At 48.8% G+C, this 22,486-nt stretch carries 18 protein-coding genes; 1 reads left to right on the top strand and 17 read right to left on the bottom strand.

Features of this window, described 5'->3' with window-relative positions:
• Window positions 1-5 precede the first annotated feature (5 nt).
• From L1285_RS16480 to L1285_RS16400, 17 genes are all read right to left on the bottom strand, one after another.
• A complete protein-coding gene (locus L1285_RS16480; RefSeq protein ID WP_235413261.1) occupies window positions 6-908 on the bottom strand; it encodes an endonuclease NucS domain-containing protein in 903 nt (300 codons plus the stop codon).
• A 50-nt stretch (window positions 909-958) separates the two neighbouring features.
• On the bottom strand, window positions 959-2,284 hold the full coding sequence (locus tag L1285_RS16475; protein ID WP_235413260.1) for a restriction endonuclease subunit S: 1,326 nt from the start codon (window positions 2,282-2,284) through the stop codon (window positions 959-961).
• A complete protein-coding gene (locus L1285_RS16470) occupies window positions 2,281-2,424 on the bottom strand; it encodes a hypothetical protein (protein ID WP_235413259.1) in 144 nt (47 codons plus the stop codon). Before L1285_RS16470 ends, L1285_RS16475 begins: the two co-directional genes overlap by 4 nt.
• Window positions 2,414-3,460 (bottom strand): PDDEXK nuclease domain-containing protein, encoded by a 1,047-nt coding sequence (locus L1285_RS16465; protein ID WP_235413258.1) that lies wholly within the window; start codon window positions 3,458-3,460, stop codon window positions 2,414-2,416. The genes L1285_RS16470 and L1285_RS16465 overlap by 11 nt, the downstream gene beginning before the upstream one ends.
• Window positions 3,457-5,940, bottom strand: coding sequence for a type I restriction-modification system subunit M (locus L1285_RS16460; protein WP_235413257.1), 2,484 nt, complete (start codon window positions 5,938-5,940; stop codon window positions 3,457-3,459). The genes L1285_RS16465 and L1285_RS16460 overlap by 4 nt, the downstream gene beginning before the upstream one ends.
• A 33-nt stretch (window positions 5,941-5,973) precedes the next feature.
• The gene (locus tag L1285_RS16455; protein WP_235413256.1) at window positions 5,974-6,213 is read right to left on the bottom strand and encodes an HTH-like domain-containing protein; all 240 of its coding nucleotides are present in this window, start codon (window positions 6,211-6,213) and stop codon (window positions 5,974-5,976) included.
• Window positions 6,214-6,493: 280 nt separating this feature from the next.
• On the bottom strand, window positions 6,494-7,393 hold the full coding sequence (locus tag L1285_RS16450) for a sulfite exporter TauE/SafE family protein (RefSeq protein ID WP_235413255.1): 900 nt from the start codon (window positions 7,391-7,393) through the stop codon (window positions 6,494-6,496).
• A 121-nt stretch (window positions 7,394-7,514) separates the two neighbouring features.
• A complete protein-coding gene (locus L1285_RS16445; RefSeq protein WP_235413254.1) occupies window positions 7,515-9,446 on the bottom strand; it encodes a tetratricopeptide repeat-containing diguanylate cyclase in 1,932 nt (643 codons plus the stop codon).
• Window positions 9,447-9,636: 190 nt separating this feature from the next.
• Window positions 9,637-10,197, bottom strand: a complete 561-nt coding sequence (locus tag L1285_RS16440; protein ID WP_235413253.1) for a hypothetical protein — start codon at window positions 10,195-10,197, stop codon at window positions 9,637-9,639.
• 9 nt (window positions 10,198-10,206) lie between these two features.
• Window positions 10,207-12,273 (bottom strand): LruC domain-containing protein, encoded by a 2,067-nt coding sequence (locus L1285_RS16435; RefSeq protein ID WP_235413252.1) that lies wholly within the window; start codon window positions 12,271-12,273, stop codon window positions 10,207-10,209.
• A 290-nt stretch (window positions 12,274-12,563) separates the two neighbouring features.
• Window positions 12,564-13,607 (bottom strand): type III polyketide synthase, encoded by a 1,044-nt coding sequence (locus L1285_RS16430; protein ID WP_235413251.1) that lies wholly within the window; start codon window positions 13,605-13,607, stop codon window positions 12,564-12,566.
• A 167-nt stretch (window positions 13,608-13,774) separates the two neighbouring features.
• Window positions 13,775-15,013, bottom strand: a complete 1,239-nt coding sequence (locus tag L1285_RS16425) for a peptidase S41 (protein WP_235413250.1) — start codon at window positions 15,011-15,013, stop codon at window positions 13,775-13,777.
• Window positions 15,010-15,960, bottom strand: a complete 951-nt coding sequence (locus tag L1285_RS16420; RefSeq protein ID WP_235413249.1) for a GlxA family transcriptional regulator — start codon at window positions 15,958-15,960, stop codon at window positions 15,010-15,012. Before L1285_RS16420 ends, L1285_RS16425 begins: the two co-directional genes overlap by 4 nt.
• Window positions 15,961-16,223: 263 nt before the next feature.
• Window positions 16,224-16,970, bottom strand: a complete 747-nt coding sequence (locus L1285_RS16415) for a substrate-binding periplasmic protein (RefSeq protein WP_235413248.1) — start codon at window positions 16,968-16,970, stop codon at window positions 16,224-16,226.
• Window positions 16,971-17,061: 91 nt separating this feature from the next.
• Window positions 17,062-17,283, bottom strand: coding sequence for a hypothetical protein (locus L1285_RS16410; protein ID WP_235413247.1), 222 nt, complete (start codon window positions 17,281-17,283; stop codon window positions 17,062-17,064).
• Between the two features lie 195 nt (window positions 17,284-17,478).
• Window positions 17,479-19,929 carry a YbcC family protein gene (locus L1285_RS16405; protein ID WP_235413246.1) on the bottom strand — a complete coding sequence of 817 codons (2,451 nt, stop codon included), beginning with the start codon at window positions 19,927-19,929 and terminating at the stop codon, window positions 17,479-17,481.
• 1 nt (window position 19,930) lies between these two features.
• Window positions 19,931-21,505, bottom strand: a complete 1,575-nt coding sequence (locus L1285_RS16400; RefSeq protein WP_235413245.1) for an NADH-quinone oxidoreductase subunit L — start codon at window positions 21,503-21,505, stop codon at window positions 19,931-19,933.
• Between the two features lie 102 nt (window positions 21,506-21,607).
• Between L1285_RS16400 and L1285_RS16395 the strand changes: the two genes are divergently transcribed.
• Window positions 21,608-22,483 carry a LysR family transcriptional regulator gene (locus L1285_RS16395; protein WP_235413244.1) on the top strand — a complete coding sequence of 292 codons (876 nt, stop codon included), beginning with the start codon at window positions 21,608-21,610 and terminating at the stop codon, window positions 22,481-22,483.
• The last annotated feature ends 3 nt before the right edge of the window (window positions 22,484-22,486 follow it).

The following is a 22,486-nucleotide window of genomic DNA, read 5'->3' as shown; positions in this document are numbered from 1 at the left end:
CATCATTACTTAATCAGTTTAAAGCTAACTTGATATTTATAGAACTCGATACCTTGTGTCACACTCAAGGCTCGCTGTAATCGAACATCATCTTCAAGCGCGATAATAACGCCTTTAACATCTTGATTAGGCTCACACAACTCATGTTTTACATAGCCCATATAACGCTGTATCTGGCCCACTACGTTATCACTTGCTCTACCACGTTTTAATTCAACAACAAGCAGCGTTTGTTTATTTTTGCTAATCGCTAAAATATCAATGGGGCCCGTGTCTGATGGATATTGTTGCCCTACGATCTCACCATCTTCCGTGTAAATATCATAGTCCTGTCCCAACTCGGTGTACTGCCAGTTTGCGACCAAGAAGTCTTCCAGGTGCTTCTCTAACGCAAATACACTTGGGTCTTCAACAGACTCATCACTGTGGGTTAATGCAGGGGGCTTTTTGCCCTCTAATAGTGCTTCGAGCTCTTGAGCATATTTAGTGATGTTGCACACTGTGCCTATAGAACCTGCAGAGTTCTTTAGCGGCTGCGACATTTCTTCACGGCTGGTCCCTTGTGCCAACCATTTTACTTTTCGCCTGTGGGGCAAGATCTCCCCCGCAGCGTAGTAATAATCGGAGGTCACTTCACCAACATAGTAAATTCCGCTGCCGTTTGGGCAAAAGATGAGGTCGCCCATAGCCATGCCTTTGCAAATGGTGTGTAACATACCGCATGCTAACCCCGCACCGACTTTGGTTTTGTCAGGGTTGGCTGCTAAAAAAACAGGAATATACTGGCTATTAAAGTCACGCCAGTTATCGCCTAAATCATGGGTTAAATCCCCTTCAATCCCCCAATCGCCACCGATAAACCCCTGCTCAAAACACTGCTGCGCGTACTTACAAGCCTGGCCTGCCATAATGCGGTAATAACTTCTTGTTGGTATCATCCTTTTATTCCTTTTTTCTTTTAATCTTTATCAAACGGCAAGCGGGTGCGGCCTGTGAGTAGTTCTTGCATCATGCCTTGTTTGATTTGGCGGGTTTTCGCCAAGCGCTGTTCCAGGGTTTGAATTTCGTTATCCATATCCGAGAGGATGGTGGCGATGGCGGTTTGTTCTTCGAACTTTGGCATGGCGATACTATATTTTGCAACTTGTGGGGCTGTTAATTGCGGTACACCAGTACTTTCATTAGAAAACTCGATGTATTGATTTGCAAATCCAGACACATATTTACAATTGCTGCTCTGCTTTGGAGAGAGAACTAAAAGTCTACCAATAGCGCAAAAACTTTCATCGCGCTCAACGGCATGCCCGATACCACCTCGTGCAGTTATTGTTAGGCACTCACCATCGTAATCAAAAGTAGAACAGTATCCGTATAGCCCTTTATTAGTGATGGCATTGGAATAAATTGGATATGGGTGTTTATCAGTTTTTATAGGTGAAAATTGGTTTTTTCTAAGGTCTCCACCTGCTGTAATGCTAAACAAAGCACCAATTGCATAAACATCCCAATCCTCAGGAATTTCGCCTAGTTCGCTGGGTTTTGTGCCTTTGCTCTTACCTTTAGGAACGCCTTGATTCTTACCTTCGAGAGTGCCTTCCGTGTAAGTGGAGAATTGCGGTAAACGGGTTTTGCCTGTCAGCAGTTGCTGCATGGTGGCAGTTTTAATCGCTTGTTTTTTCGCAATCAACTTTTCCAATTCCGTTAATAGCGCATCGACATCGGATAAAGCATTGGCAATAGCGGTTTGTTCTTGTAATTCTGGCAACGCCGTTCTTATTTTTCTTATTGAATCCAAGTTCATTCCAGCCTTGGCACCTTGGTCGGCTGAACCTTGAAATAACTTCTGAACGGCTTCAGAAGAAAGAAAATATGCAATGAACTTTGAATTCACAGGTTTGTTTTCAAAGCGTATTAATGCAATATGCTGATTTATAAAAGCTGGCTTAGCTAATTTCTCGTCAACATAACTGCAAATACCAATGTCTGCTGTAATTGAGATTAAAATATCTGTATTTTTTAAAGACGTTCTCTTCCCTTCTGCTGAATCGGGCGGCAAAGAAACAAATTTTGTATTTTCCATGTTTAAGTAAATCGAACTACGTTCCATGTTAGTAATTCGTATAAAAGGATCCCCAAATTCGGAATAATAAGTAGCCCAACCTCTAGAACCACTAGTTACGAACGGGTTTAGATCGCTTATTGAGATACACTTCCAATCTTCAGGAATAACGCCAACCTCAGTTTGCTTATATCCTTCTGGAATCACTTGGTCTAACGTACTCATCGCAACCACTCCGAGCCCATTGCTTTTAAATGGCCTGCGACTCTATTGCTCAGATCACTAACCGATTTAGTAAGGATTGGCAATGGCGCACCATTACACTCGTCCAGTCGCTTAACTCGGTTTGCCATTCTATGCGTCATCGCCCTGCTCCTTATGTTGTAATTTTGCCAAAGCCTGTGCGCGCTCACGCTCTAGTTCTTGTTTTAGCTCTTGTTCGGTGGGTAAATATGGCAGGTATTTGGCGGCAAAGAGTTGTTTTTGGTCGGCGAGTACCGAGTATTTAACCACCGCTTCACTTTTTTCGCTGCATAATACCAGGCCTATCGTGGGGTTGTCATCGCTGCCTTTACGTTGTTCATCGTAAAGACGAACATACGTATCCATTTGGCCAATATCCTGGTGCTTGAGTTTACCGAGTTTTAAATCAACCAATAGAAAACACTTCAACTTAAAATTATAAAAAACTAAGTCGATATAAAAGTCCTCGTCATCAAAACGAATGCGTTGCTGGCGTTCAACAAAGGCAAACCCTTTGCCCAGTTCCAATAAGAACTGTTGCAGGTTGCTGATAATGGCTTGCTCCAGCTCGCTTTCTTGATAGGTTTTATCCTGCAAGTTTAGAAAGTCGAGAATATAAGGGTCGCGCAGGTAGTCTTTGGCGGTTTCGGCAAGTGGCCGGGTGTTGGCCTGTGCTTCTTGCTCCACTAAATGTTTGTCTTTGCTGGCGAGCAAACGCTCGTAGTACAGTGAAGCGATTTGTCTGTCTAACGCTCGCACACTCCAGTTATGGTTGATTGCCTCTTGCTGATACCACTGGCGCGCCGCTGCATTGTCAATTTTGCTTAAGCGGTTGTAATGGGACCAACTTAATTCGAGAGACACTGTCTCTCGAATTGGAAATGCCTGATAAAAACTGCGCATATTGCGCAGGTTAGTGACATCAAACCCTTTACCCAATCTTGCGGTCAGGGTTTGCGACAATTGCTGTAGTTGTTGTTTACCATAGGCAGCACGGCTTTCGCCCTGTTGCTCATCTTCAACGATTAAACGGCCTATTTGCCAATAACTTTGCACCATAGCACTGTTAACGGCATGGCGAACTTGTGTGCGTGCCTGTTCAATAAAGGTGACTATTGCATCGGCTAACTGGATTAGCTGAACCTGGTTATTGCTCATTCATCCCACTCCAAGCCCATTGCTTTTAAGTGGCCAGCAACTTTATCGCTCAGCTCATCCACCGATTGAGTGAGGACTGGCAATGGGGTGCTGTAGCGCTCTTCCAGTTGTTTAACTCGGTTTGCCATTTGCTGGGTAACGCGCTCAATTTCTGCAATGATATTGGCTTGTAACGTGGCCAGCCATTTATCATCAACAATCAGGGTTTTGATTTCATCCATATCCAATTTGGGATATTGGTTGAATACGTTTAAGTCCAAAGCTTCTTGTGCTTCTTTGACCGCTTTTTTAGCAGCCGCTTCGGCGTTAAACAGTTTGGTTGCTTGTTTTAGCGCTTTAACTTCCTCAGTATCTGTTGCTACTTTGGCTCTGGCGGCCACACTGGCCTTGGTGATTTTGTCTTTATCGTTAAGTGCGTCGACCAGCAAGCCATCTTCGCCACCGTGCTCTTCTAAATAGCTTTCAAGTGCTTGTGTGGCTTCGTCTTGTTTAGCTTGCAGCGCATCCACTTGCGCTTGCTGCTCAGCAAAGTAACGGGCAACAATTAGGCTCGGTGGAATCAGCTCTGCCTTGTACTTTTTCTTGTTGATAATTAAGTCGGGGGTTTCTTTGAGTTTTTCGCCTTTTTTCGCAACTAACTCACGTAACGTATTCCCTGCTTGCCAGTCGTCCTGCACCAGTACATAAACATCGTCCTGCATGGTATCGGCCCAGTAATCCATCAGGATCTGGTAAATATCGTATTTACTTAGCAGGTCGCTATTGGCATACCCATTTAGCAGGTTTTCTGAAATATCAAAGATAAAGTTTTTCGGGTTGTCACCCACTTTGATTTCTTTAAGTTTTGCTTCTGGTATCCACTGCTTAAAAGGCAATAAGCTGCGCGCTGCAAAGTCTTTAAATTCCTGGTGTGCCAGAATGGTGTTTTTAACCAGGCTTGCCTCAACGAGTGCACGGCTGTAGCCGTCGCGTTCTGGTTCGAACAGGGTAGCACGTATGCTTGGAAATACCTGCCAGTAATGCTCCAGCGCATCGATATCGCGATTTGGGATGCCACCTTGCAGATGCGCGCTTAAATCGTGTAAATCTTCCGGCTCGGATGAGTCGATATAACGCGGAATATTAAGGTTGTAATCGTTGGCGGCAATTTCATCAATGTCCACTAAACGGCTGTAACGCTCAAGCTCCAGACCTTTGTTGAACACATCGACAATTTTATGAATATCCTGGCTGCGCAAGCGGTTTTTATTACCATCTTTGATAAACCCTTTACTGGCATCAATCATAAAGATAGAGCGGCCTGATATGGGTGGTAACTCAGCATCACCTTGATTAAAATTGGTCACTGCTTTTTGCGCGTGCTCTTTATCAATTACGATAATACAGGCGGGAATACCTGTGCCGTAGAACAGGTTTGCAGGTAACCCGATAATGCCTTTGATGTAGCCTTGTTTGATGAGGTTTTCACGAATAGTGGCTTCGGCATTACCACGAAACAACACACCGTGCGGTAAGATCACCGCACCTTTCCCCGTGCTTTTTAAACTTTTAATAATGTGCAGTAAGAAGGTGTAGTCACCATTTTTCTCTGGTGGAATGCCCCAGGTAAAACGCTTGTATAAATCGTTTTCTGGCGTTAAGCCATTAGTCCAGTTTTTGTTCGAAAAAGGCGGGTTAGCCACCGCGAAATCAAATGTTTTTAGCTGATCGGGTGCATCATTCCCCTCTCCACCTGTCCAACGGGGCTCTGCCAGCGTATTGCCTTTAAAAATCTTGGCTGTGGTGTTGTTATGCAAGATCATGTTCATACGGGCAAGTGCGCTTGTGGCGTTGTCCATTTCCTGGCCGTACAGGGTTAACCCACGCTGTGCCTGGTCGGAGGCTTTTAATAGCAATGAACCTGAGCCACAAGTAGGGTCGTATGCCGTGGCATCTTGTGGTGTATCTTCTTTAATACCCACGACCATTGCGAGAATTTGTGACACCTCTGATGGCGTATAGAATTGGCCTTTTGATTTACCCGATTCTGTCGCAAAATGACGCATCAAGTACTCATAGGCATCACCCAGCAAGTCATCTCCACCAGCACGGTTGGATGATAAGTCCAGACCCTGGAAAATACCGACCAGCTTGGTCAGGCGGTCAACCATGTCTTTGCCTTTGCCCAGCTTGTCTTCATCGTTAAAATCGGCTACGTCTATCACGCCCTTTAAATCGTTTTCTTCGGCAAGGGCTGCGATGATCTTATTAATTTTATCGCCTATTTCTTTGTCATTTTTGGCGGCTATCATATCATCATAGCTTGCGCCTTCTGGCACCACAATCATGCCATATGGGTCGCCTTTATATTTGTCGCTGACATACTTCATGAACAGCATGGTCAGTACGTAGTCTTTGTACTGACTGGCGTCCATACCGCCGCGCAGCTCGTCACAGCTTGCCCATAATGATGAATAGAGTTCTGTCTTTTTAATTGCCATGAGTGTTCCTAATTCTTTATAAAAGCAAGCCTGTTAGAGCAAGTCAGTGTTTAAGCCAGCGGCTTTTAATCGGTGGGTAAGATTGCGCATTTTTGAAAATTCAGTACCAAAGCTTGGCTTTAGACCAACTCCTTCACAAAACTCTTTTGCTGTGATGCTCTTTAAATCGTCGGCATATTTTATCATTTGCAGGTGTAGCTCTGTGGTGTACTGATTGCGCGGCGCTTCAACTAATGCTTGTTTAATATTGTCGAAGATTGCTTGCTCATTCATAGGGCGATTCTTGTTTCTTTTGTAATTTAGCTAATTTATATAAATTAGCTAAATTAGCAATAAGAAACGGTTGAAATACCTAATTTTGAATACAATTGTTTGTTTTAAATACAAAAGCGGACCGGTGCTATTTGATCGCTCATACCGACAAGCAAGATTCCTGTGCTGGCTGCTTTACAAGAAGCACTGACGCACTTAGCGAAAAACGCAGAGGCAATGACAAACATCTAAAATCAAAAATGCCCCTCTTTATCAAACCCACTCGGTATGAATTTGGGCTCTATAAGTAAAGCCGTACACACTCGTAGGTGGTGAATCCGGTTTCCAGTGCGATGAGTGTCAGCAGCATATTGACCACGCCGCGCTCTGGTAGTTTTGCACACACCAGGGCGCCCAGTGGCGCGCCGATAATCACGACGGGGATTGCGGCATGTACCATCAACTGAATGTCGGGGGTTAATGTGTGTAGCAGCGCAATATTGGTAAAAGTGCCCACCACTGAGGTGAAGGCCATGATAATTACGCTGGTTGCTGTCGCGACTTTGATGTCTTTTTTCAGCATTAAAACGAGATAGGCAAAGATAAAGATATCGGCCCCTGAGCCAACCAGGCCGCTGGCCAGCCCGCCAATAAAACCCACCAAAGGAATGGCCCGGTAGTCCGTTGAACATTCGTGGATATGAGACTGGATCCCCACTCTGAGCTGCTTTATCAAAGTGATGGCAAACAATACCAAAAGGACACTGAATAATGATTTAATCGCCAGCCTTGGCAGTAGTTCACTTAACCAGAGCAAAGAGACGATCACTCCCGGGATTGCGCCGGTTAATGCGTTAAATACGACTCGATGATAGAAACGGATTTTAAAAAACAAAATGGTCAGTGTGGCGGCAACCATGCCAAAGGATTGAATACCCAGTGAAAACACTTTGGCGGTGGCAGGTTCTATCGCCAATACTTTGGTCATCACCGGAAACGCGACCGCGCCGCCGCCCAGCGCCGTGCCGCCGGCAATAAAGGAGCCGAACACCATGGTCAGGGCAATCTGTATTTGCTTATGAAAATTGCTCAGGGCTAACTCCGGGCCAAGGCTTACCAGCCAGAAAAAAACCAGGCAGGGATAGACCAGCAGCATGATTGAGCGTTTCTTTATTTTGTGGCGTAGGGTGTTTTGCAGCATACTTTCTCCTTAAGTACCTGCATTGTATCCTTGATATTCATTAAATTGGAACAAAAACTGCTCAAAATTTCTTTACAGAAGATGATTTTTTTGTGACATAACCTTTACATCCAGTGCCCTGTTACTGGGTTGCTTCGGGCATGACTACCTGATCCCGGCCATTGCTTTTGGCCTGGTACAGGCACTGATCGGCACATTTAAATGCTGCATCTGATGCGCCCAGCTGCTGTACATTCATCGCATGGCTGACACCAAACGAGGCGGTCACGCGCAGTGTGATGTCTCCAAGTTTAAACGGGGCGTCTCTTAGTGCATTAACCATGTTTTGGCTAAATGCCTGAAAATCATCGCGCTCTTTTGCCACCATCAGGAATTCCTCACCGCCCCAGCGGACAAACAATTCATCATCGGCCACAAACTTTTGCAGCCGGGTTGCCGCCTCGGCCAGCACCCCATCTCCTTTGTCATGACCATAACTGTCGTTGATCTGTTTAAAGTGGTCCAGGTCGATCACCACCAGCCGGTATAACGCATCGGTGCGTAATCTTTTCGGCTTTGTCATTTCCTGCTGATATAAACGCCGATTGGCCGCTTTGGTGAGCGGGTCAACAAAGCTCAAGTCGTACAAGCGGCGGTTGTCTTTGCTGACCGCTCTGGCGCGCAGTGCCAGCCACCCGGCGCCGGTGAATGCCAGGATCAGCCACAACACCAACAGTCTGAAGCGCTGTTTATCAAGCAATAGTTCAAGGTTAGATAACCGGCTTTGAGCACTTAACAGGTCACGCTCCTGAGCAATTTGCTGCACTTCCAGGGCGGTATCCAGCGCAACCAGCTCATTCATGATCATGGCTTTTTCTTCTACCCTGACCTCTTTCAGCAGTGCCAGTGCCGCTGCTGCCTGGCCCTGGCTTTCCAGTACTTGTGCCAGAAAAAGCCGACTTTTGAGCAGCCAGCGGGTGTGATTAAGCTGGCTAAATACCGCCACGGCCGACTGGGTTGCCGATTGCGCAGCATCAATTTTTCCGCCAGCATAATGCGCAAAGCCCAGCTCCAGCCAGCAGATCCCGTGCTGCATTGGATAGTGTTCTGCGCTGGTCATACTGATACAGCGGGTGGCTTTTTGTGTCGCGCCATCAAGGTCTTTTTCCAGATTAAGCAGCCTGGCTTCATTTTTGAGTGCCACAATTCGATAGAAATCCCCGGTATCCTCAGTCAGATAACTGAGCGCCTGTTCGAATTTCTCTCTGGACTGGCTGACTTGCCCGGCGCGGTTATGTGCAAAAGACTGGTTCAGCAAGATCATAGACATGTACTCAGGGGTGGCACCGGCATAACGGCCGTAAAGTGTTTCGGCCTGACTCAGGTACTTTAATGCGTTTTGCCATTGTTCCAGGTGCACATACAAAAGCCCAAGATTATTGTGCAACAGCGCATGCAGGCGGTCATCAGGCCACGCTTCAACCTGCTTTATCCCTTTAAGGAAATACTGCTGCGCCTTAACCAGCTCATTGGTTGCGTTAAAAACCACACCAGCCGTGTTGTATAGCTCTGTTAAAAGAAACTCGACATGGTGTTTTTGCGCAACCGTCGCCCCTTCCACAATGGCAGTGCGCGCCGCTTCCAGGTCTCCTGCGCGCAGCGCGACCTTTGCCCGGGCTTGTGCAACCCAGGCCTGCAGCCAGTGTAGCTGGTTTTTTTGTGCCAATTCAGAGAGCTGCTTGTCTAACGCAGCGCGTTCGTCATCGTCGCTCGCGGCGCGTCTGGCAGTCCACAGCACATACACGGTTTCGATTGGCTTTACATCAGGGTTGTCTTGTTGCCACTGAGCCAGTTGCGATAATGCCGCCTGCGGCGACTGTGCGGCCAGTGCATACATATCGAGCAGCGGATGCGATGGGTCTCGCTGCTTTAACTGATCTTCAGGCGGTATTACTAAGGGTGCTTGAGCTGGGCGCTGTATTTTGGCACCGTGCAACCAAAAGGTATCCAGCGTTGCCACTATCAGCATAGAAACAAAAAATAAACTCAGCGCGAGAAAGGCTTTTTTATACATAACCCGGGTCATTCAAGGGTGTTTACTAAATTATACAATAAAGTGGCTAACTAGCCATGGAACGACTTTGCTCACGGGCAGGCTGTTCCCACTAACCCTAAGACTGAATTAAAAAAGCATACCTCAATACTGGGGTATGCTTTACGTTGGACTATCGTGAGTCACCACGAATTTTGCTCTATGTGACAGGCTAATTTATGGTCCAGGCTTGCTGTTGCTGGCGTGTATCAAACTCCCAGCTATACACCAGCGGCTCAACACCTGTGCTGTAATACCAGATCTCGGCTGTTAACTTTTGCTCTGAGTGTGGCAGTTCAATTTGGACCGTTAACCCAGTGCTATCAAGGGGCGCTCGTAAAAAGCAGTTATCATCGTTGATGAGCGCGGCACCTTGCTTGCAAACATTAAGATAGGCACGACTGTTTACCACATTTGGCGCAACAGAGACTGTTAGCGGCACATCGGTCTGAAAATCAAACGACTCATCCACAATTACCGCTTCCATTCCCTCTCCAGCAGGCGCTTGTTCTTCCACTGGCTGTTCATTCAACACCTGCTCTTGCGCGCTATCCTGTTGTGGCTCAGTCGCACTAGTTTGCGGAGTTACTTCATTCGGTTGTGCCTCTGTGGAGCTTGATGTATTCACCAGAGCTGTGCTGCTCGTAGGCTGGCTTTGCCCTTCTGAACCACCCGAGCCGCCACCACACGCCGTCAACATAAAAGGGATAAGAATGACGATTAACTTGTTCATGATGCTCTCCTAGTTTTGTGCTGCGTTGCTGATGGTGTGTTGATAGTCAGGTACCGGGTTTTCGAACCAGGTGGTATTAAGTGCGCCTGCCGACTCAGCAAAGGTCGCGAATTGCGGGTATGCGGCCGACATATCCACGCGCTCCATTGGATGGTCCCACTGAGCATTGATGATCAGAGCCCAGGGTAAACCCGTTGAGGTTTGGAAATATCCATTGGTTAATGATGTATCATCCCCCTGATTTAAATAGCTGCTATCAAAGGCTTCGGTTGGCTCATGATTTTTAAGGTGAACTTCCCAGCCTCGGCCATTGTTTTGGTCAACAAAAGGACCGTGGTAATGGCCATCAACCGCAAAAATAAACGGGTCTACCTTGGCGCTTGTCGCAACGCTTGCGTTGTAACTGGTAGCCAGTGGTATAGAGATTTCAAACGGATAAGGTGCTCTTTGGATATCACTACAGCCGCTTTCAGTTCTAAAGAACTTACAGCCTGGCTGAACCGGCACCATCTCTCTGGTGTCGGCAAAGATCACCACTATGGCTTCGTTTCTGTTGGCTTCCAGCGGGCTGCCAGCGTGTTGCGTGCCATCAATGGTCAGCTCAATCTGCGCTTCATCCACATCCCGACGGGCAATGTCTTTTAACCGGATGGCAAATGCATTGTGGTAACCAGCACCAACCGCGATAAGCGCCCCTTCAATGTGATAGCGAACAACCTGGTTACCAATCTGGCTGGTCGTCACACGATATCTGACCACCACATCATTAAAATCGTAATCGCCTTTTTGCGGCCACAAGTCTTCAAATGCCGCCGTTTTCCACGAGGTCGAGTTCTGGATCAGGCTGCTGGCAACAACGGATACCTTTAAATCTTCCACTTCGCCATTATCAATGCCACCCTGAGGCGCAATATCACGATTGTGAGATACTCTGAATCTGGCCCAGGTATCGCCAGCCACCGCATCAACGGGTACCGGCACCAAAATACGGTTTTCACCGGTAACGCCCTGATATTGGCTGACCACTTGCTCCGCAGCTTGAAACTGGCCATCCACGTTCCAGTCAATCCAGCCATTCACATAGCCAGACTTAGATAGCGTAAAGGAGATCAGCGTCTCGTACCCGGTTTCTAAATTGGTTAAAAAGCTAATGCCATTGTCATCATCTGCCGCTTTGGGCAAGTGCTCTGCACTCACGCTCTGACCAAAAAATAAGTCGCCAATATGATGACGTGCACCATTGGCACTAAGCGACGTGCCATAACTGTCGGGTGCATCACCGTAGTCTATGGTTGGCTCTTGCGTGTCATCAATAATGGGGGCCGTTGCGCAACGTGCACCGTCATTGGTGTTCGACAGCGGACCATAGGCAAATAATTGGGTGTTAGTCGGGTTGTTTATATCAATCTTAAAAACATGGCCGTCCTGGTTTCTGCTGATGTAAAAGTTGCTCTCAACGTCAAAATACACTGCGCCAAATGTGCCCGACTGACCCACATTGCCCAGGTTGGTGCTAGTGCCGTTCGATACGTCAATGCGATGCAAATTACCATTGCTGTCTACACTGTAGGCCAGGCTGGCATTCTCATCTGGCGCAAACGCCATATCGAAAATATTGAGGTTGAGTGCGCTGCCATCAATGATCCGCTGTGCTTGCAGATAGTCGCCGCTGTCTTCATCGAGCGATACACGATACAGGCCCAGGCTGGCACCCTTTTTATAAACGTAAAATGCGTTTTCATGAATAGCAACGTCACCCACATAAAAGTTCGTATCCGGAAACCCCGACGTCATTATGGGCTCAAGGACGTAATCTTTTCCTACACGACCAATATCTTTGTTGCTGTAATCCCAGCCATAGATGTAGCGGTCATGAACACTAAACCCTATGCCATTGAGTTTATTATTGGTGCCTACACTTTGCGCAAAGGTAGTATACGACCCCGACACCAGATTAACACCGTACATAGTTGCAGTATTGCCCTGCACCAGAAATGCTTTTGACGGGCATGTGTCGAACGGCGCGGCCGATACCCCTGCACAAAAGACGCAGGCTCCAAAGACTAGTTTTTTCATGTGACTCTCCAACGTTTTGTTTTGCTACGTTGGAGATTGCAAGCATGAAGCCAATTTTAAACCATTGAAATTAAAGGGTTTGAAAATTAATTGAAAGAAGCTTTTGCAATCTGCATGGCAGTATCAAAATAAGAATGCGATTTAAAAATGCGCATATAGTTGGTCCGTCACTCTGAATAGCGGCCCGCTTGGCAGCATGGTTTACCCGCTGGCAGGTGCCCAAAACCAACCTGCATGATTGTTTATCCAGGCGGCTTTGGTGTTTAACCTTGTTCTAGCCTGAGTATTACTCAGTGCCACACGCCTACGCTCATCTCTGAGGTAAACCCGGGGCCAAATGCCGCAAGCAGGCTGGCATCGCCGCGTCTGGCGCTGTCAAAGGTACGCTTTAAGACATCAATGACAGCCACGCTGGAGGTGTTGCCCGTTTCGGCCAGGCAAGCTCGGGAGCGTGCAACCATCTCAGGCTCAAGCGATAAACACCGGACCAGTTCATCGAGAATACGCTTGCCACCGGTATGAAAAATGGTACTGTCGACCTGATTGGCATCGCGCGACAGGCTGCGTCTGCAAAATGATTGCAAATAAGGCGCAACATGGGGAATTGAGTGCATAACTTCCTTATCCAGAGAAAACTTAAAGCCCTGGTGGGTAATATCATACTCAATGTAAGGCATGGTATCTTTAATGATCACACTTTGATTATTAATAAGCTTAAGGCCTGGCACCTGGCTGTCACCACGCATTACCACAGCCGCTGCGCCGTCGGCAAATAGGGCATCGCTGATAAAGTCCTGTAAACGGTTGGCCTCTTTATGAAAACACAATGAGGAGGTTTCAACGCAGACGATCAGAACATTGCTGTTGGTACGATTCTGACAATACTCAAACGCCCGGCCAATCGCCGAGGCCCCCGCCACACAACCCAGTTGTGCAATAGGAATTTGCTTGGTTTCGTTTGGCAAGTCCAGGCGGTTGATCAGGTGCGCGGTTAACGAGGGCATCATAAACCCGGTACAGGACGTGGCTATCACCATATCAATCTCAGCCGTATCTAATTTGGCATTATTTATCGCCTCCCTGGCAACGGTTTCGGCCATGTCGATAGCCGCATCCTTATAACGTGCGGCCCGCGCACCAAAGTCCCCAAGTTTAACAACCTCAGTCAGGGGTAAGATCAGGTGCCGATTTTTCACTTCGGTGTTTTGGATCATTTCAAACGCCCGCTGCTTGTAGGGGCTATCGGGGTGACAAATTTCAATCACAGTCATGATATCATCGGCATTGACTAAGTGCTCAGGGTAGAAAGTCGCTGGTTTGCATAATGTGGTCATGTTGTATCTCCTTTTAAAATTCATACAACAAGACCTGTGGCACAGAAATAAATTTCACATAAATAAAAAATAAAATTAACAATGAAATTTAAAAATCAATTATTTAGGCGCTATTAAAGTGCATACAGCGACGTAAAACCCTTTCCAAATGTTAACTAAAGAGCAATTTAAAGTGAACTCAATCGAGCTAACACCTCATTGAGAACCGTGTCTTTCCCCTGACGATAATCCTCCCAGCTCGGCGCTATCTGGATATCCGGATACACCGCATCGCTTTGCACGTCGCTGAACGGGTAATAACGCTTAGACAAGCTGAACCGTCGCTCTGAATTAGGCAAAGAATACACGCTATTTTCTGCAAAATTGTTTGGATCTCCGCCAGTTGGCGTGCCAGCCACTCTGGCATTCAGGATCTGCTTAAACTGCACGGTATTAGACATGGCAGCAGAGAAAGTCGCGCCGTCGGATAACACATAAACCCCCTGCATCCAGTCAAACTGATCCAGTGGCAATAAACAGGCAGACAACGCCAGGCCCGCGTAAAAGTTACCACCACGGTTGCCCCTGAAGTCGATGATCAGATAGCGCGAACCGGCCGACTTTAATCTGGCCTGTAGTGCATCACAGTGCGACATCACTTGCTCGGGTGTCGGGTATGATGCAAAGTCGAAATAAGCCGTTTTACTTTTGTCTAACAGGCTCAGGCTGATCCCAGGCATGCCTATATCCAGCGCTGATAGCTTTGGCTCTGAGCGCACATATGCAGAGCTCAGCTTGCCAAATTCCCGCATACTCACAGGCGATATTTTGGCGCTAACGTCACCCTCCTCGCCCGTAAAACGAAATAACGCCGGTGATTTTTCATCAACTATGCCAAGACCGAACAACAACTTATGCAAGGTCAGATAATATTCAAAACTGCTTTGCTCGCTGAATTGATTATCCACGCCAGGCAAAAAGGCAGGCAACTGCTTATACAGCTCACTCACACTCACCCCATTGATTTCGCGCAGCTGCATACCCAGTAAATGACGGTGCTCAGGTATGGTATCGACCACTCGCAAAGTTTCGCCAAAAAACTTAAAGCGAAACGGAAAGTGCTGATGCTTACCCGACATCATTAAATAGTTGCTGTGTCCGTCGCCTATTGCCCGACTGATTGCCATCAATCGCACTTCTACCTGCACTTCACTCAGCCCGCCTAACTGCGCTTTAAGCGCGCTAATCATCTGATCGAAGTCCGATTCTGCCAGGGTATGAAATGGCTGAATATGCTGCGTTTTTACTTGTCGGGCATAGAAATTAATGTCTTCAAGCCAGGCCTGCTGCTGGGCCTGGTTAAGTAATGCCGCGTCGGCCTGCGCAGCCATACAAGTAAACAGCAGCCCCCTAAGTACCTGTCTCATTGGTTAATTCCTTTTGTGTAGTGTGAAGGCGATACGCCGAATTGCCTGACAAATGCACGCCTGAAACTGTCATAACAAGTAAACCCCAGTTTTGTCGCCACGTGCTGCAAACTGATATTTTCTTCACTTAACAGATCTCGGGCGTGATTGAGTTTCAGGACTTTAAAATAATGGCTGGGTGTACAGTTAAGGTGCTGTTTAAACAAGCGCGTGAGTTGTCGCTCGCTGAGGTGACAAAACTCGGCCATTCGCGCGACCGTAACAGGCTGATTAAGCTGCGTACTTAGCCAATCCAACAGCGGAGAGAGCTTTAAACTGTCGCCAGATTGCAGCGCCAGGGCATCTGAATACTGATGCTGGTTGCCGGCGCGTTGCAAGTAGACCACCAGATCTTTTGCCACCTGAGCGGCAATGCTGTTACCGTGATCTTCACGGACTATGGCCAGTGCCAGGTCAACCCCCGACAATACCCCTGCCGATGACCAGATGTGTTCGTCCTGAATATAGAGCGGATCTGGGGAGACGGTGCAATGGGTATTTTGTCGGGCCAGGCTTTCACAGTGCCGCCAGTGGGTTGTGAGCGTTAACGCCTGCTGTGGAAAAAGCTGGGCCAGCACAAAAGCACCGGTGCAGATACTAAACACCCGCTTGGCTCTGGCTGCCAGTGCCGATAGCGCGCCAAGCTGCGCAGCACTGAGCGACAGCGTGCGCATGCCATTACCGCCGCAGATGATCAGGTCGTCCACAACAAACTCGTCTTCGAGGCCAAAATCAGCCTGAATTTGCTGGCCATACACAGTTGCAACTGCACCGGCCTCAGTACTCAGCAACTTACAGTCATAGGCATTGGGCACATGGCAGTTGGTTTCCATAAACGCATCTAATGGCCCAAATAAATCCAGGGCCTGAAACCCGTCGGCGATAAAATATACTTGTTTTGTGGTCATGCATTACTCCTTTGGCATCTACTATAACCGATGCAAAGGTGTCATTTAATGCATTAAAACGACAAAAACAGACATTCATTGTCAAAGTTGAACTTATACACAAAAGCCCTGTCTGCGTATTGTCAGAAGGCCACTGAAAAGGAAAAGCACGCAAAGAAGTGGTTTTGTACAGAAAATACGATTAAACCATCGCCCTGCTCCTGAGGTTTACTGACGCAAGCAGGCCGATTTCACTATTTATGGGCGCTGTAACTCAACCCAACTCACTGCAAAAACTCGTACTTGTGCAGCAACTTGTAATAGGCGGGGCTGTTTTTAAACTGGACCATTTTGAGGTTAAAAGCGTCTTTAAGCGCCGGGTCGCGAAAGGCAATACGATATGGCGAAGCCGCAAATAAATGGTGGACGCTGACATTGGGCATCTGATCCTGACCCAGAACGGCCTTGCTCAGGTGGTTAAAAATATTAATATCCATCACCACCACATCTACTTTGCCACTAAGCAATAATTCTACTTGTTTTTGCTGATCGGGCAGCTCAATGTATAAAGGACTGTTGGCAGTGGCGAGGCGATACTCCATTCCCAACACCAACGATGCATTTTGGAAGCCAATCACGGCATAATTCTCCAGTGCGCTGACACTGTGTATTTTCAGATTGCGTTTTTTTAAACTGATGGCGGTATTGTGGTAGGTAATATAGGGCTCAGACAAGACCGCACCGGCCAGATCCATACGCCGGTTCATGGTCAGTGCCGCATCCACTTTCTGCGTTTTCAACAGAGAATTTGAACGACCAAAAGGCACATATACAAAACGCACTTCATGGCCCAGCTCAGCAAAAATGGCTTTCACCATATCCAGTTCGAATCCGGTATCGCCCTGCTCAATGACATACGGCGGTTTTGTCCAGCCAACCGAGACATCCAGCACCTCTGCCCAGGCCACCTTGACCAAAGACAGGCCGGATATCAATACACTACAAATAAAAACACACTGTGATAACGTCATCGTATTTACCGGCCTCCTGCTGTCGTTATTATTTTAGAGCGGTTTATGCCCGGTGCAATGACAAAATGAGGGGCATTTATTACCCACCCATTTATGCCATTGAGTCTGGCTCATCTGCGCAAAGCGCTGCTTTAAGACGTTGCGCCAGTGCCTGCCGTTGGCTGGCATCGTAACTACTGCTGTCTGGGTCGAGCTGCTCGGCAGCTTCAAGTACCAAAGGCGCCAGTTCAGCCATTTTTTCGTTGAGTGCTTTTAGCTTCAGCTGCGTGGCGGACCAGTGCTGCGCCTGAATTTTGACGATATCTCCCGACATGTTCACTCCCACATGACTTGTTACGCTTGCCTCTTTTATATCTCACCCAAACCCTTGATGAAATTGACAGGGTTATTGTTAACTTTGGCAGATCAACACCAATATACCAAACCGTTTAGCAATAAAAAAAGCGGCAACCTTACGGTTGCCGCTTCGTGCCCCACAGCTTTGTTCTGGTATTAGCCATACCAGAAATCAAAGACACTGTACTATTTTCTGTTCTTCATCTTGGCTGATTTGCGCCGCAGACACCGGCCACCAGCGCTGCTGATAAAAACGGCTAATTTCGCCTGTTTGTTGCCACTGGAATACGTACAACCACTCGTTATCGATCAACTGTTTAACCACATCATGACGCGCGGTGATCTCTTTAATTGCCGATTTGGGCGCAGCCAGATAAACCGACAGTCGCTGCATCTGATGCATCCAGTCGTGTCCATTGTGCAATGACTGCATCGCAAGACCGGTTCTGAGATCTCCGCCATTTCCCTCAAACACGCCGATGTTGCCGCCAACCGCGTTATGCAGCACCTTGTTACCACTGCCAAAATGCAAATTATCTGTGGTCGAGGCGTTGTACTGCATGTTGATCCAATGAGTAACCAGCATAGGCGCGGTCATAATGGTTTCGAGCACCTTAAAGTCCGGGTCGTGCTGCCACTGATAGTCGTGTAAAAAACTGCGCCCCTGTAGATCAATACCCCGGGTCCAGCTGCGCGGTGCCACAATAAAGGCCGCATTATTTGCCAGCCCCCATTCCGGACGCGTCTGAGACCAATCCAGGCTGCGGGCTATCAGGGCCTGGTCCAGCGCTTCACGGTCGGCATCTGCCAGCTGTTCATCCAGCTTTGCTGCGCGTTCTTTTTGTGCCGCCGCCGTGGCACTTTGCAGCCAGGACATGATCTCAGTGGCCGGTTTTTCGCCATAACAGCGCAGATGATCGGTTGTGGTATTATGCAGCGCCGCAATGAATCGGGTCTGCTCTGGTATTTCAACCCCCAGTGCCTGCAATTCGGTGCGCACCGCTTTGTCGTTAAGCAGCCATGCCAGCACTTTGACGTTCACCTCACCACTTTGTCCGCCACAGGCACCGCATCCAAGCCCGGCTTCTTGCAAGTTGTTGGTCGAGTGACTGCCATGGCCCACTAACAGTACCGTAGGTGCAAACTGCTCGAATCCCATTGCATGCAACACACCGGCGGCCAGCTCAGCTTTTTGCCGGGCACTCAGCTCTTCGCCGTTTTGTGTCAGCGACCAGTCCTGGCTGTTGGCCAGCTTATCGACCGGGTGGGCCTGCTCAGAGGCAAAGAATGCCTTTTTCAGGAGCTTAAACGTATCCAGCCAGCCTGCGGATTCCACCATAGAAAAGGACGCGGTGGCCGATTTAGAAAATCCCTGCCAGCGGGCCTGAGTATTCAGCGAGGCTGCGCCGTGCTTGTCGGATTGTGCATGCGTGGCCACCAGGCTGGGCAGCAATAGCCCCGGACACTGAGGCCGGTTCACGTCAGCCTGTTGCGGCTGGTAGGAAAGTGGCAAGCCAAAAAAGCCTGCAAACCCCATAGTCTGGATGCCATCACTTTGTGCTTCGAGCGCACGACGATAGATTTCAGAACGTACATCGATACAAAATGCGGCTTGACACTGTATGGGGTGCGCCGATGTATTTACCGGACTGCTCAATGCATAGTGAAGCTGCTGCTGATAGCTTAGCTCCGCCGCTCTGGCCCAAACCCACAGGGGCTTTTGTTGGGTTTGATGCTGCGTCGGTAGGTTTTGCAACCGGCCGAGAGACTGTTTCCATGAGTGCTCCAAAGTGGTAAAAAAAGTTGGAAAATGTGCTTGCTGATAGCGCCACAGTACCAGCTCCCAGGCCATACGAATTGCCAACAGGTCCAGCATCTGGTCGTGTGGCTCACCATTGAGCTCGCCCTGCCAGCGCAGATAGGCAACCCAGGCGCCCCATCCGCCAATATCCAGTAGCAATGCGTGTGCATACAGTTCAACCTGCTCGTCCTGCACACCAAAAGTGCTCAGCGCCTCGGCTATCAATGCGTTCGGATCATCCGGTAACTGTTTAAAGTAGCGGTGCAGGTCTGGCTCGTCCAGCACAATGCTGAGTCCCCGGTCGCGCTGACTGACCACCAGCCAGTGCGCGTACAAATCGGGCTGGGCCTGGCTGTGCTCACGGTGCAACATTGGCTGCGCCTGCTGAAAATGAGCGGCACAAAACTGGCTGATCTGATGAATTATCTCGTCGCGCCAGGCAATTTTGTGGCGCGCCCGGTGCTCATCAAGCAGCGCCGATAACGACTGCCAGGGTAGCTTTTCCCCGCTCTGTTCGATTGTCTGGATCAGTTCATTGACGTTTAATCCCAACCCGGATTCTGCCAATGCAGTGCGCAGAGCTTGCGGACTGATCAGGCCGCGTCGATACCAGTCAAGGTAGTCGCTCTCAGGCATGAGCATGGAAATACCGGCCAGCGCGCTAAGCCGGGCACTGACCTGCTCTATGCGCTCATGGCGCATCGGCCAGTAAGGGCTAACGGCTATCATCTGATCCAGCGGCCAGCTGGGTGCTAACTGCTGACAGGCCCCCTGGATAGCACTGCGCTGCGCTTGTGTGAGCGTGCATGTATCACTTGCCATGTTAAGACTCCTGAATTAATCCATACTGGCGCTTGGCGGCGCGCTGCGATTTAACTGGTGCGGGTAACTTCACAGGCCAGATTTTCAATGTCAGACGGGTCCACCACTCGTCCAGATACAAACCGGCAAAAAGCACCACAGATAATCTTTGCACCCGGGGATGTGCTGCCCGGTAGGTTAATAACCAGTTCAGCACAAATAAGCTGACAAACAGCACCATCACGACACTGTCGGCGGCACTCAGCGGGGCTTCATGTAAAGACACGTCGGCAAATACGGTTTGTGCCAGTAGTGTCTTCATTGCCGCATAGCTGGCCAGTAGCAGTACACTGACCAGCAGCACACCTGTCCACGGCAAGCTATGGTGAGCACTGCTGCGCTGCGCAAGGAGCAAAGTCAGCGACATGGCCAGTAGCGCCCACATACTTAATGCGGAGCCCTGACCGACCAGCCAGTAGGTGAACGCAACCAGACCCAGGCTAAGTAGTGCCGCGCCCAGCCAGCGTGCCAGCGAAGGAGTAACGGATACCGCCAAACGCGCCTGCAGGTTATCGCGAACCGCACTGCCTGAGTTAAGAAAGGCGTGTGCCTTGTAGGCGGAGTGAGCCAGTAAATGTAACAGTGCCAGCTCGTATAACCCCAGCGCACATTCAACCAGCATCAGGCCCATCTGCGCACTGGTTGACCAGGCAAGACGCACCTTTACGCTGACCCGGGTGGTCATGATGAGTGCCGCAAGCACCGTAGTCAGGCCACCTGCCAGCAGCAACAACCACTGAGCCGCAGCGACCTGCATTACCAGGGGCGCGAACACTATCATTAAAAAACCACCGAGATTAATAACACCAGCATGTAACAGGGCACTGACCGGCGTAGGCGCTTCAACCACCTGCATCAGCCAGCCATGGACTGGCAGCTGCGCACATTTGATCAGAGCAACAATGACCAGCATGACGGCCGCAATCTGGGCGTAAACACTGACCTCTGGGTTAGGTGCCTGATAATGAGCCAGAATATCGCTTAGCAGGAAGGTGTCGTGGGCCTGGTACAAACACAGCACGGCAATAAGCAACGCCAGCTCGGCCAGACGTGCCAGAATAAATTTTTTGTGTGCGCCCAGCGCAGCCCGGGGACGCTCGGGATAGAATAGCAACAGCTGATGCAAAGCCAGGCTTATTAAGGTCCAGCCCAGCAGGAATAAGAGTAAATGATTACTCAAAACCACCAGAGACACCGCCGCCAGTGTGCCCAGCAACCAGCGCCAGTAAACAGCCAGGCGTGGCTCCCCGGCCATATAGTTAAGCGAAAAGCGCATAAGAATGATGGCCATAAATACCACCAGGCCAGACATGATAAGGCCCAGCGACGTCACGTGCACAACTTGAACGAGCGCGCTTTGCGAGAGTAAATCAACACTGGTGCCCTGCCCGGCAATGGCCGCAATGAGCAAAACCAGTAACCAGCCAGACAGCGCGTTAACAAACCGCCTGCTGATGTGACCTGCACGGCCACAATACCAGGCACTGAGCGCAAAACTGAGCGTGATGACGAGCATCATCATTAACGATATTGACATAATTATCCCACTCCATTCAGAACGGGCTCAGTATGTCAGACGTTGAAAGATATAAAAAATATATATATTCTAACTAAACCATATGTTTTATATAACTATAAAATGAGTCGACTCAACTATCATCACCTCTATTATTTCTGGCGTGTTGCCAAAGCAGGCAGCCTGACTCAGGTTGCGCAGGATGTTCATATCTCCCAGTCGGCCCTGTCTATTCAGATAAAACGGCTGGAACATACCATGGGTGTGTCATTGTTTGAAAAACAAGGACGTAAGCTGATCCTGACCGACTCCGGCAAGCAGGTGCTCGGTTACGCCGACGACATTTTTTACAAAGGGGAAGAACTGGAGTCTTTCTTACTTAAAGGCGTAGCCACTGAGCGACAACACCTGTCTATCGGTGTACAAACCACCCTGTCGCGAAACTTTATTGAAAGCTTTATCAGCCCTCTGCTCGAGGATCCTCATATCAGTTTTACCCTGACCACCCGCGATATGGACAGCCTGTTACAGGGATTAAGCAACCATGAACTGGACTTAGTGCTTACCAACCGCCCTGCCAGCCAGGACGAAACCCGCTGGCATACCCAGCTGGTGTCGCGCCAGCAAGTTGCCATTGTCGGCCCCAAAGGCGCGGCCATCAAAAGCGACTTTCCAAACGGGTATGACACGGTGCGCTGGGTATTGCCCGGGCCAACCACAGAGATCCGCTCGGCCTTTAATGCCTTGTGCGCAGCCCATGAGTACAAACCCAATATCCAGGCTGAGGTGGACGACATGGCCATGCTGCGACTACTGGCCAGGGACAGTGGCGCGCTTGCAGTACTGCCTCCGGTGGTAGTCAAAGACGAAATTGCCCAGGGCTTATTGGAGCAGTATCAAAGTCAGCTGCCTATTTTTGAGCACTTTTACGCCATTACCACGTCTCGTAAATTCGTTCCTCAGGCCTTGCTGGACCTGCTCAAACAGCCCTTATCATAAAGT

Origin of the sequence: Pseudoalteromonas sp. DL2-H2.2, assembly GCF_021532535.1 — a bacterium.
In the GTDB taxonomy this organism is placed as follows: domain Bacteria; phylum Pseudomonadota; class Gammaproteobacteria; order Enterobacterales; family Alteromonadaceae; genus Pseudoalteromonas; species Pseudoalteromonas rubra_A.
The sequence above is the reverse complement of the archived record's forward strand: the minus strand, read 5'-3'. Positions and strand labels throughout refer to the sequence as shown.

Excerpts from the sequence above, each read along its gene's own strand:
- L1285_RS16445 (WP_235413254.1), bottom strand. The coding sequence starts at position 9,446 with ATGTATAAAAAAGCCTTTCTCGCGCTGAGTTTATTTTTTGTTTCTATG.
- L1285_RS16475 (WP_235413260.1), bottom strand. The coding sequence starts at position 2,284 with ATGAGTACGTTAGACCAAGTGATTCCAGAAGGATATAAGCAAACTGAG.
- L1285_RS16415 (WP_235413248.1), bottom strand. The coding sequence starts at position 16,970 with ATGACGTTATCACAGTGTGTTTTTATTTGTAGTGTATTGATATCCGGC.
- L1285_RS16440 (WP_235413253.1), bottom strand. The coding sequence starts at position 10,197 with ATGAACAAGTTAATCGTCATTCTTATCCCTTTTATGTTGACGGCGTGT.
- L1285_RS16395 (WP_235413244.1), top strand. The coding sequence starts at position 21,608 with ATGAGTCGACTCAACTATCATCACCTCTATTATTTCTGGCGTGTTGCC.
- L1285_RS16450 (WP_235413255.1), bottom strand. The coding sequence starts at position 7,393 with ATGCTGCAAAACACCCTACGCCACAAAATAAAGAAACGCTCAATCATG.
- L1285_RS16465 (WP_235413258.1), bottom strand. The coding sequence starts at position 3,460 with ATGAGCAATAACCAGGTTCAGCTAATCCAGTTAGCCGATGCAATAGTC.
- L1285_RS16470 (WP_235413259.1), bottom strand. The coding sequence starts at position 2,424 with ATGACGCATAGAATGGCAAACCGAGTTAAGCGACTGGACGAGTGTAAT.
- L1285_RS16480 (WP_235413261.1), bottom strand. The coding sequence starts at position 908 with ATGGCAGGCCAGGCTTGTAAGTACGCGCAGCAGTGTTTTGAGCAGGGG.
- L1285_RS16455 (WP_235413256.1), bottom strand. The coding sequence starts at position 6,213 with ATGAATGAGCAAGCAATCTTCGACAATATTAAACAAGCATTAGTTGAA.
- L1285_RS16420 (WP_235413249.1), bottom strand. The coding sequence starts at position 15,960 with ATGACCACAAAACAAGTATATTTTATCGCCGACGGGTTTCAGGCCCTG.
- L1285_RS16425 (WP_235413250.1), bottom strand. The coding sequence starts at position 15,013 with ATGAGACAGGTACTTAGGGGGCTGCTGTTTACTTGTATGGCTGCGCAG.
- L1285_RS16405 (WP_235413246.1), bottom strand. The coding sequence starts at position 19,929 with ATGGCAAGTGATACATGCACGCTCACACAAGCGCAGCGCAGTGCTATC.
- L1285_RS16460 (WP_235413257.1), bottom strand. The coding sequence starts at position 5,940 with ATGGCAATTAAAAAGACAGAACTCTATTCATCATTATGGGCAAGCTGT.
- L1285_RS16430 (WP_235413251.1), bottom strand. The coding sequence starts at position 13,607 with ATGACCACATTATGCAAACCAGCGACTTTCTACCCTGAGCACTTAGTC.
- L1285_RS16400 (WP_235413245.1), bottom strand. The coding sequence starts at position 21,505 with ATGTCAATATCGTTAATGATGATGCTCGTCATCACGCTCAGTTTTGCG.
- L1285_RS16435 (WP_235413252.1), bottom strand. The coding sequence starts at position 12,273 with ATGAAAAAACTAGTCTTTGGAGCCTGCGTCTTTTGTGCAGGGGTATCG.
- L1285_RS16410 (WP_235413247.1), bottom strand. The coding sequence starts at position 17,283 with ATGTCGGGAGATATCGTCAAAATTCAGGCGCAGCACTGGTCCGCCACG.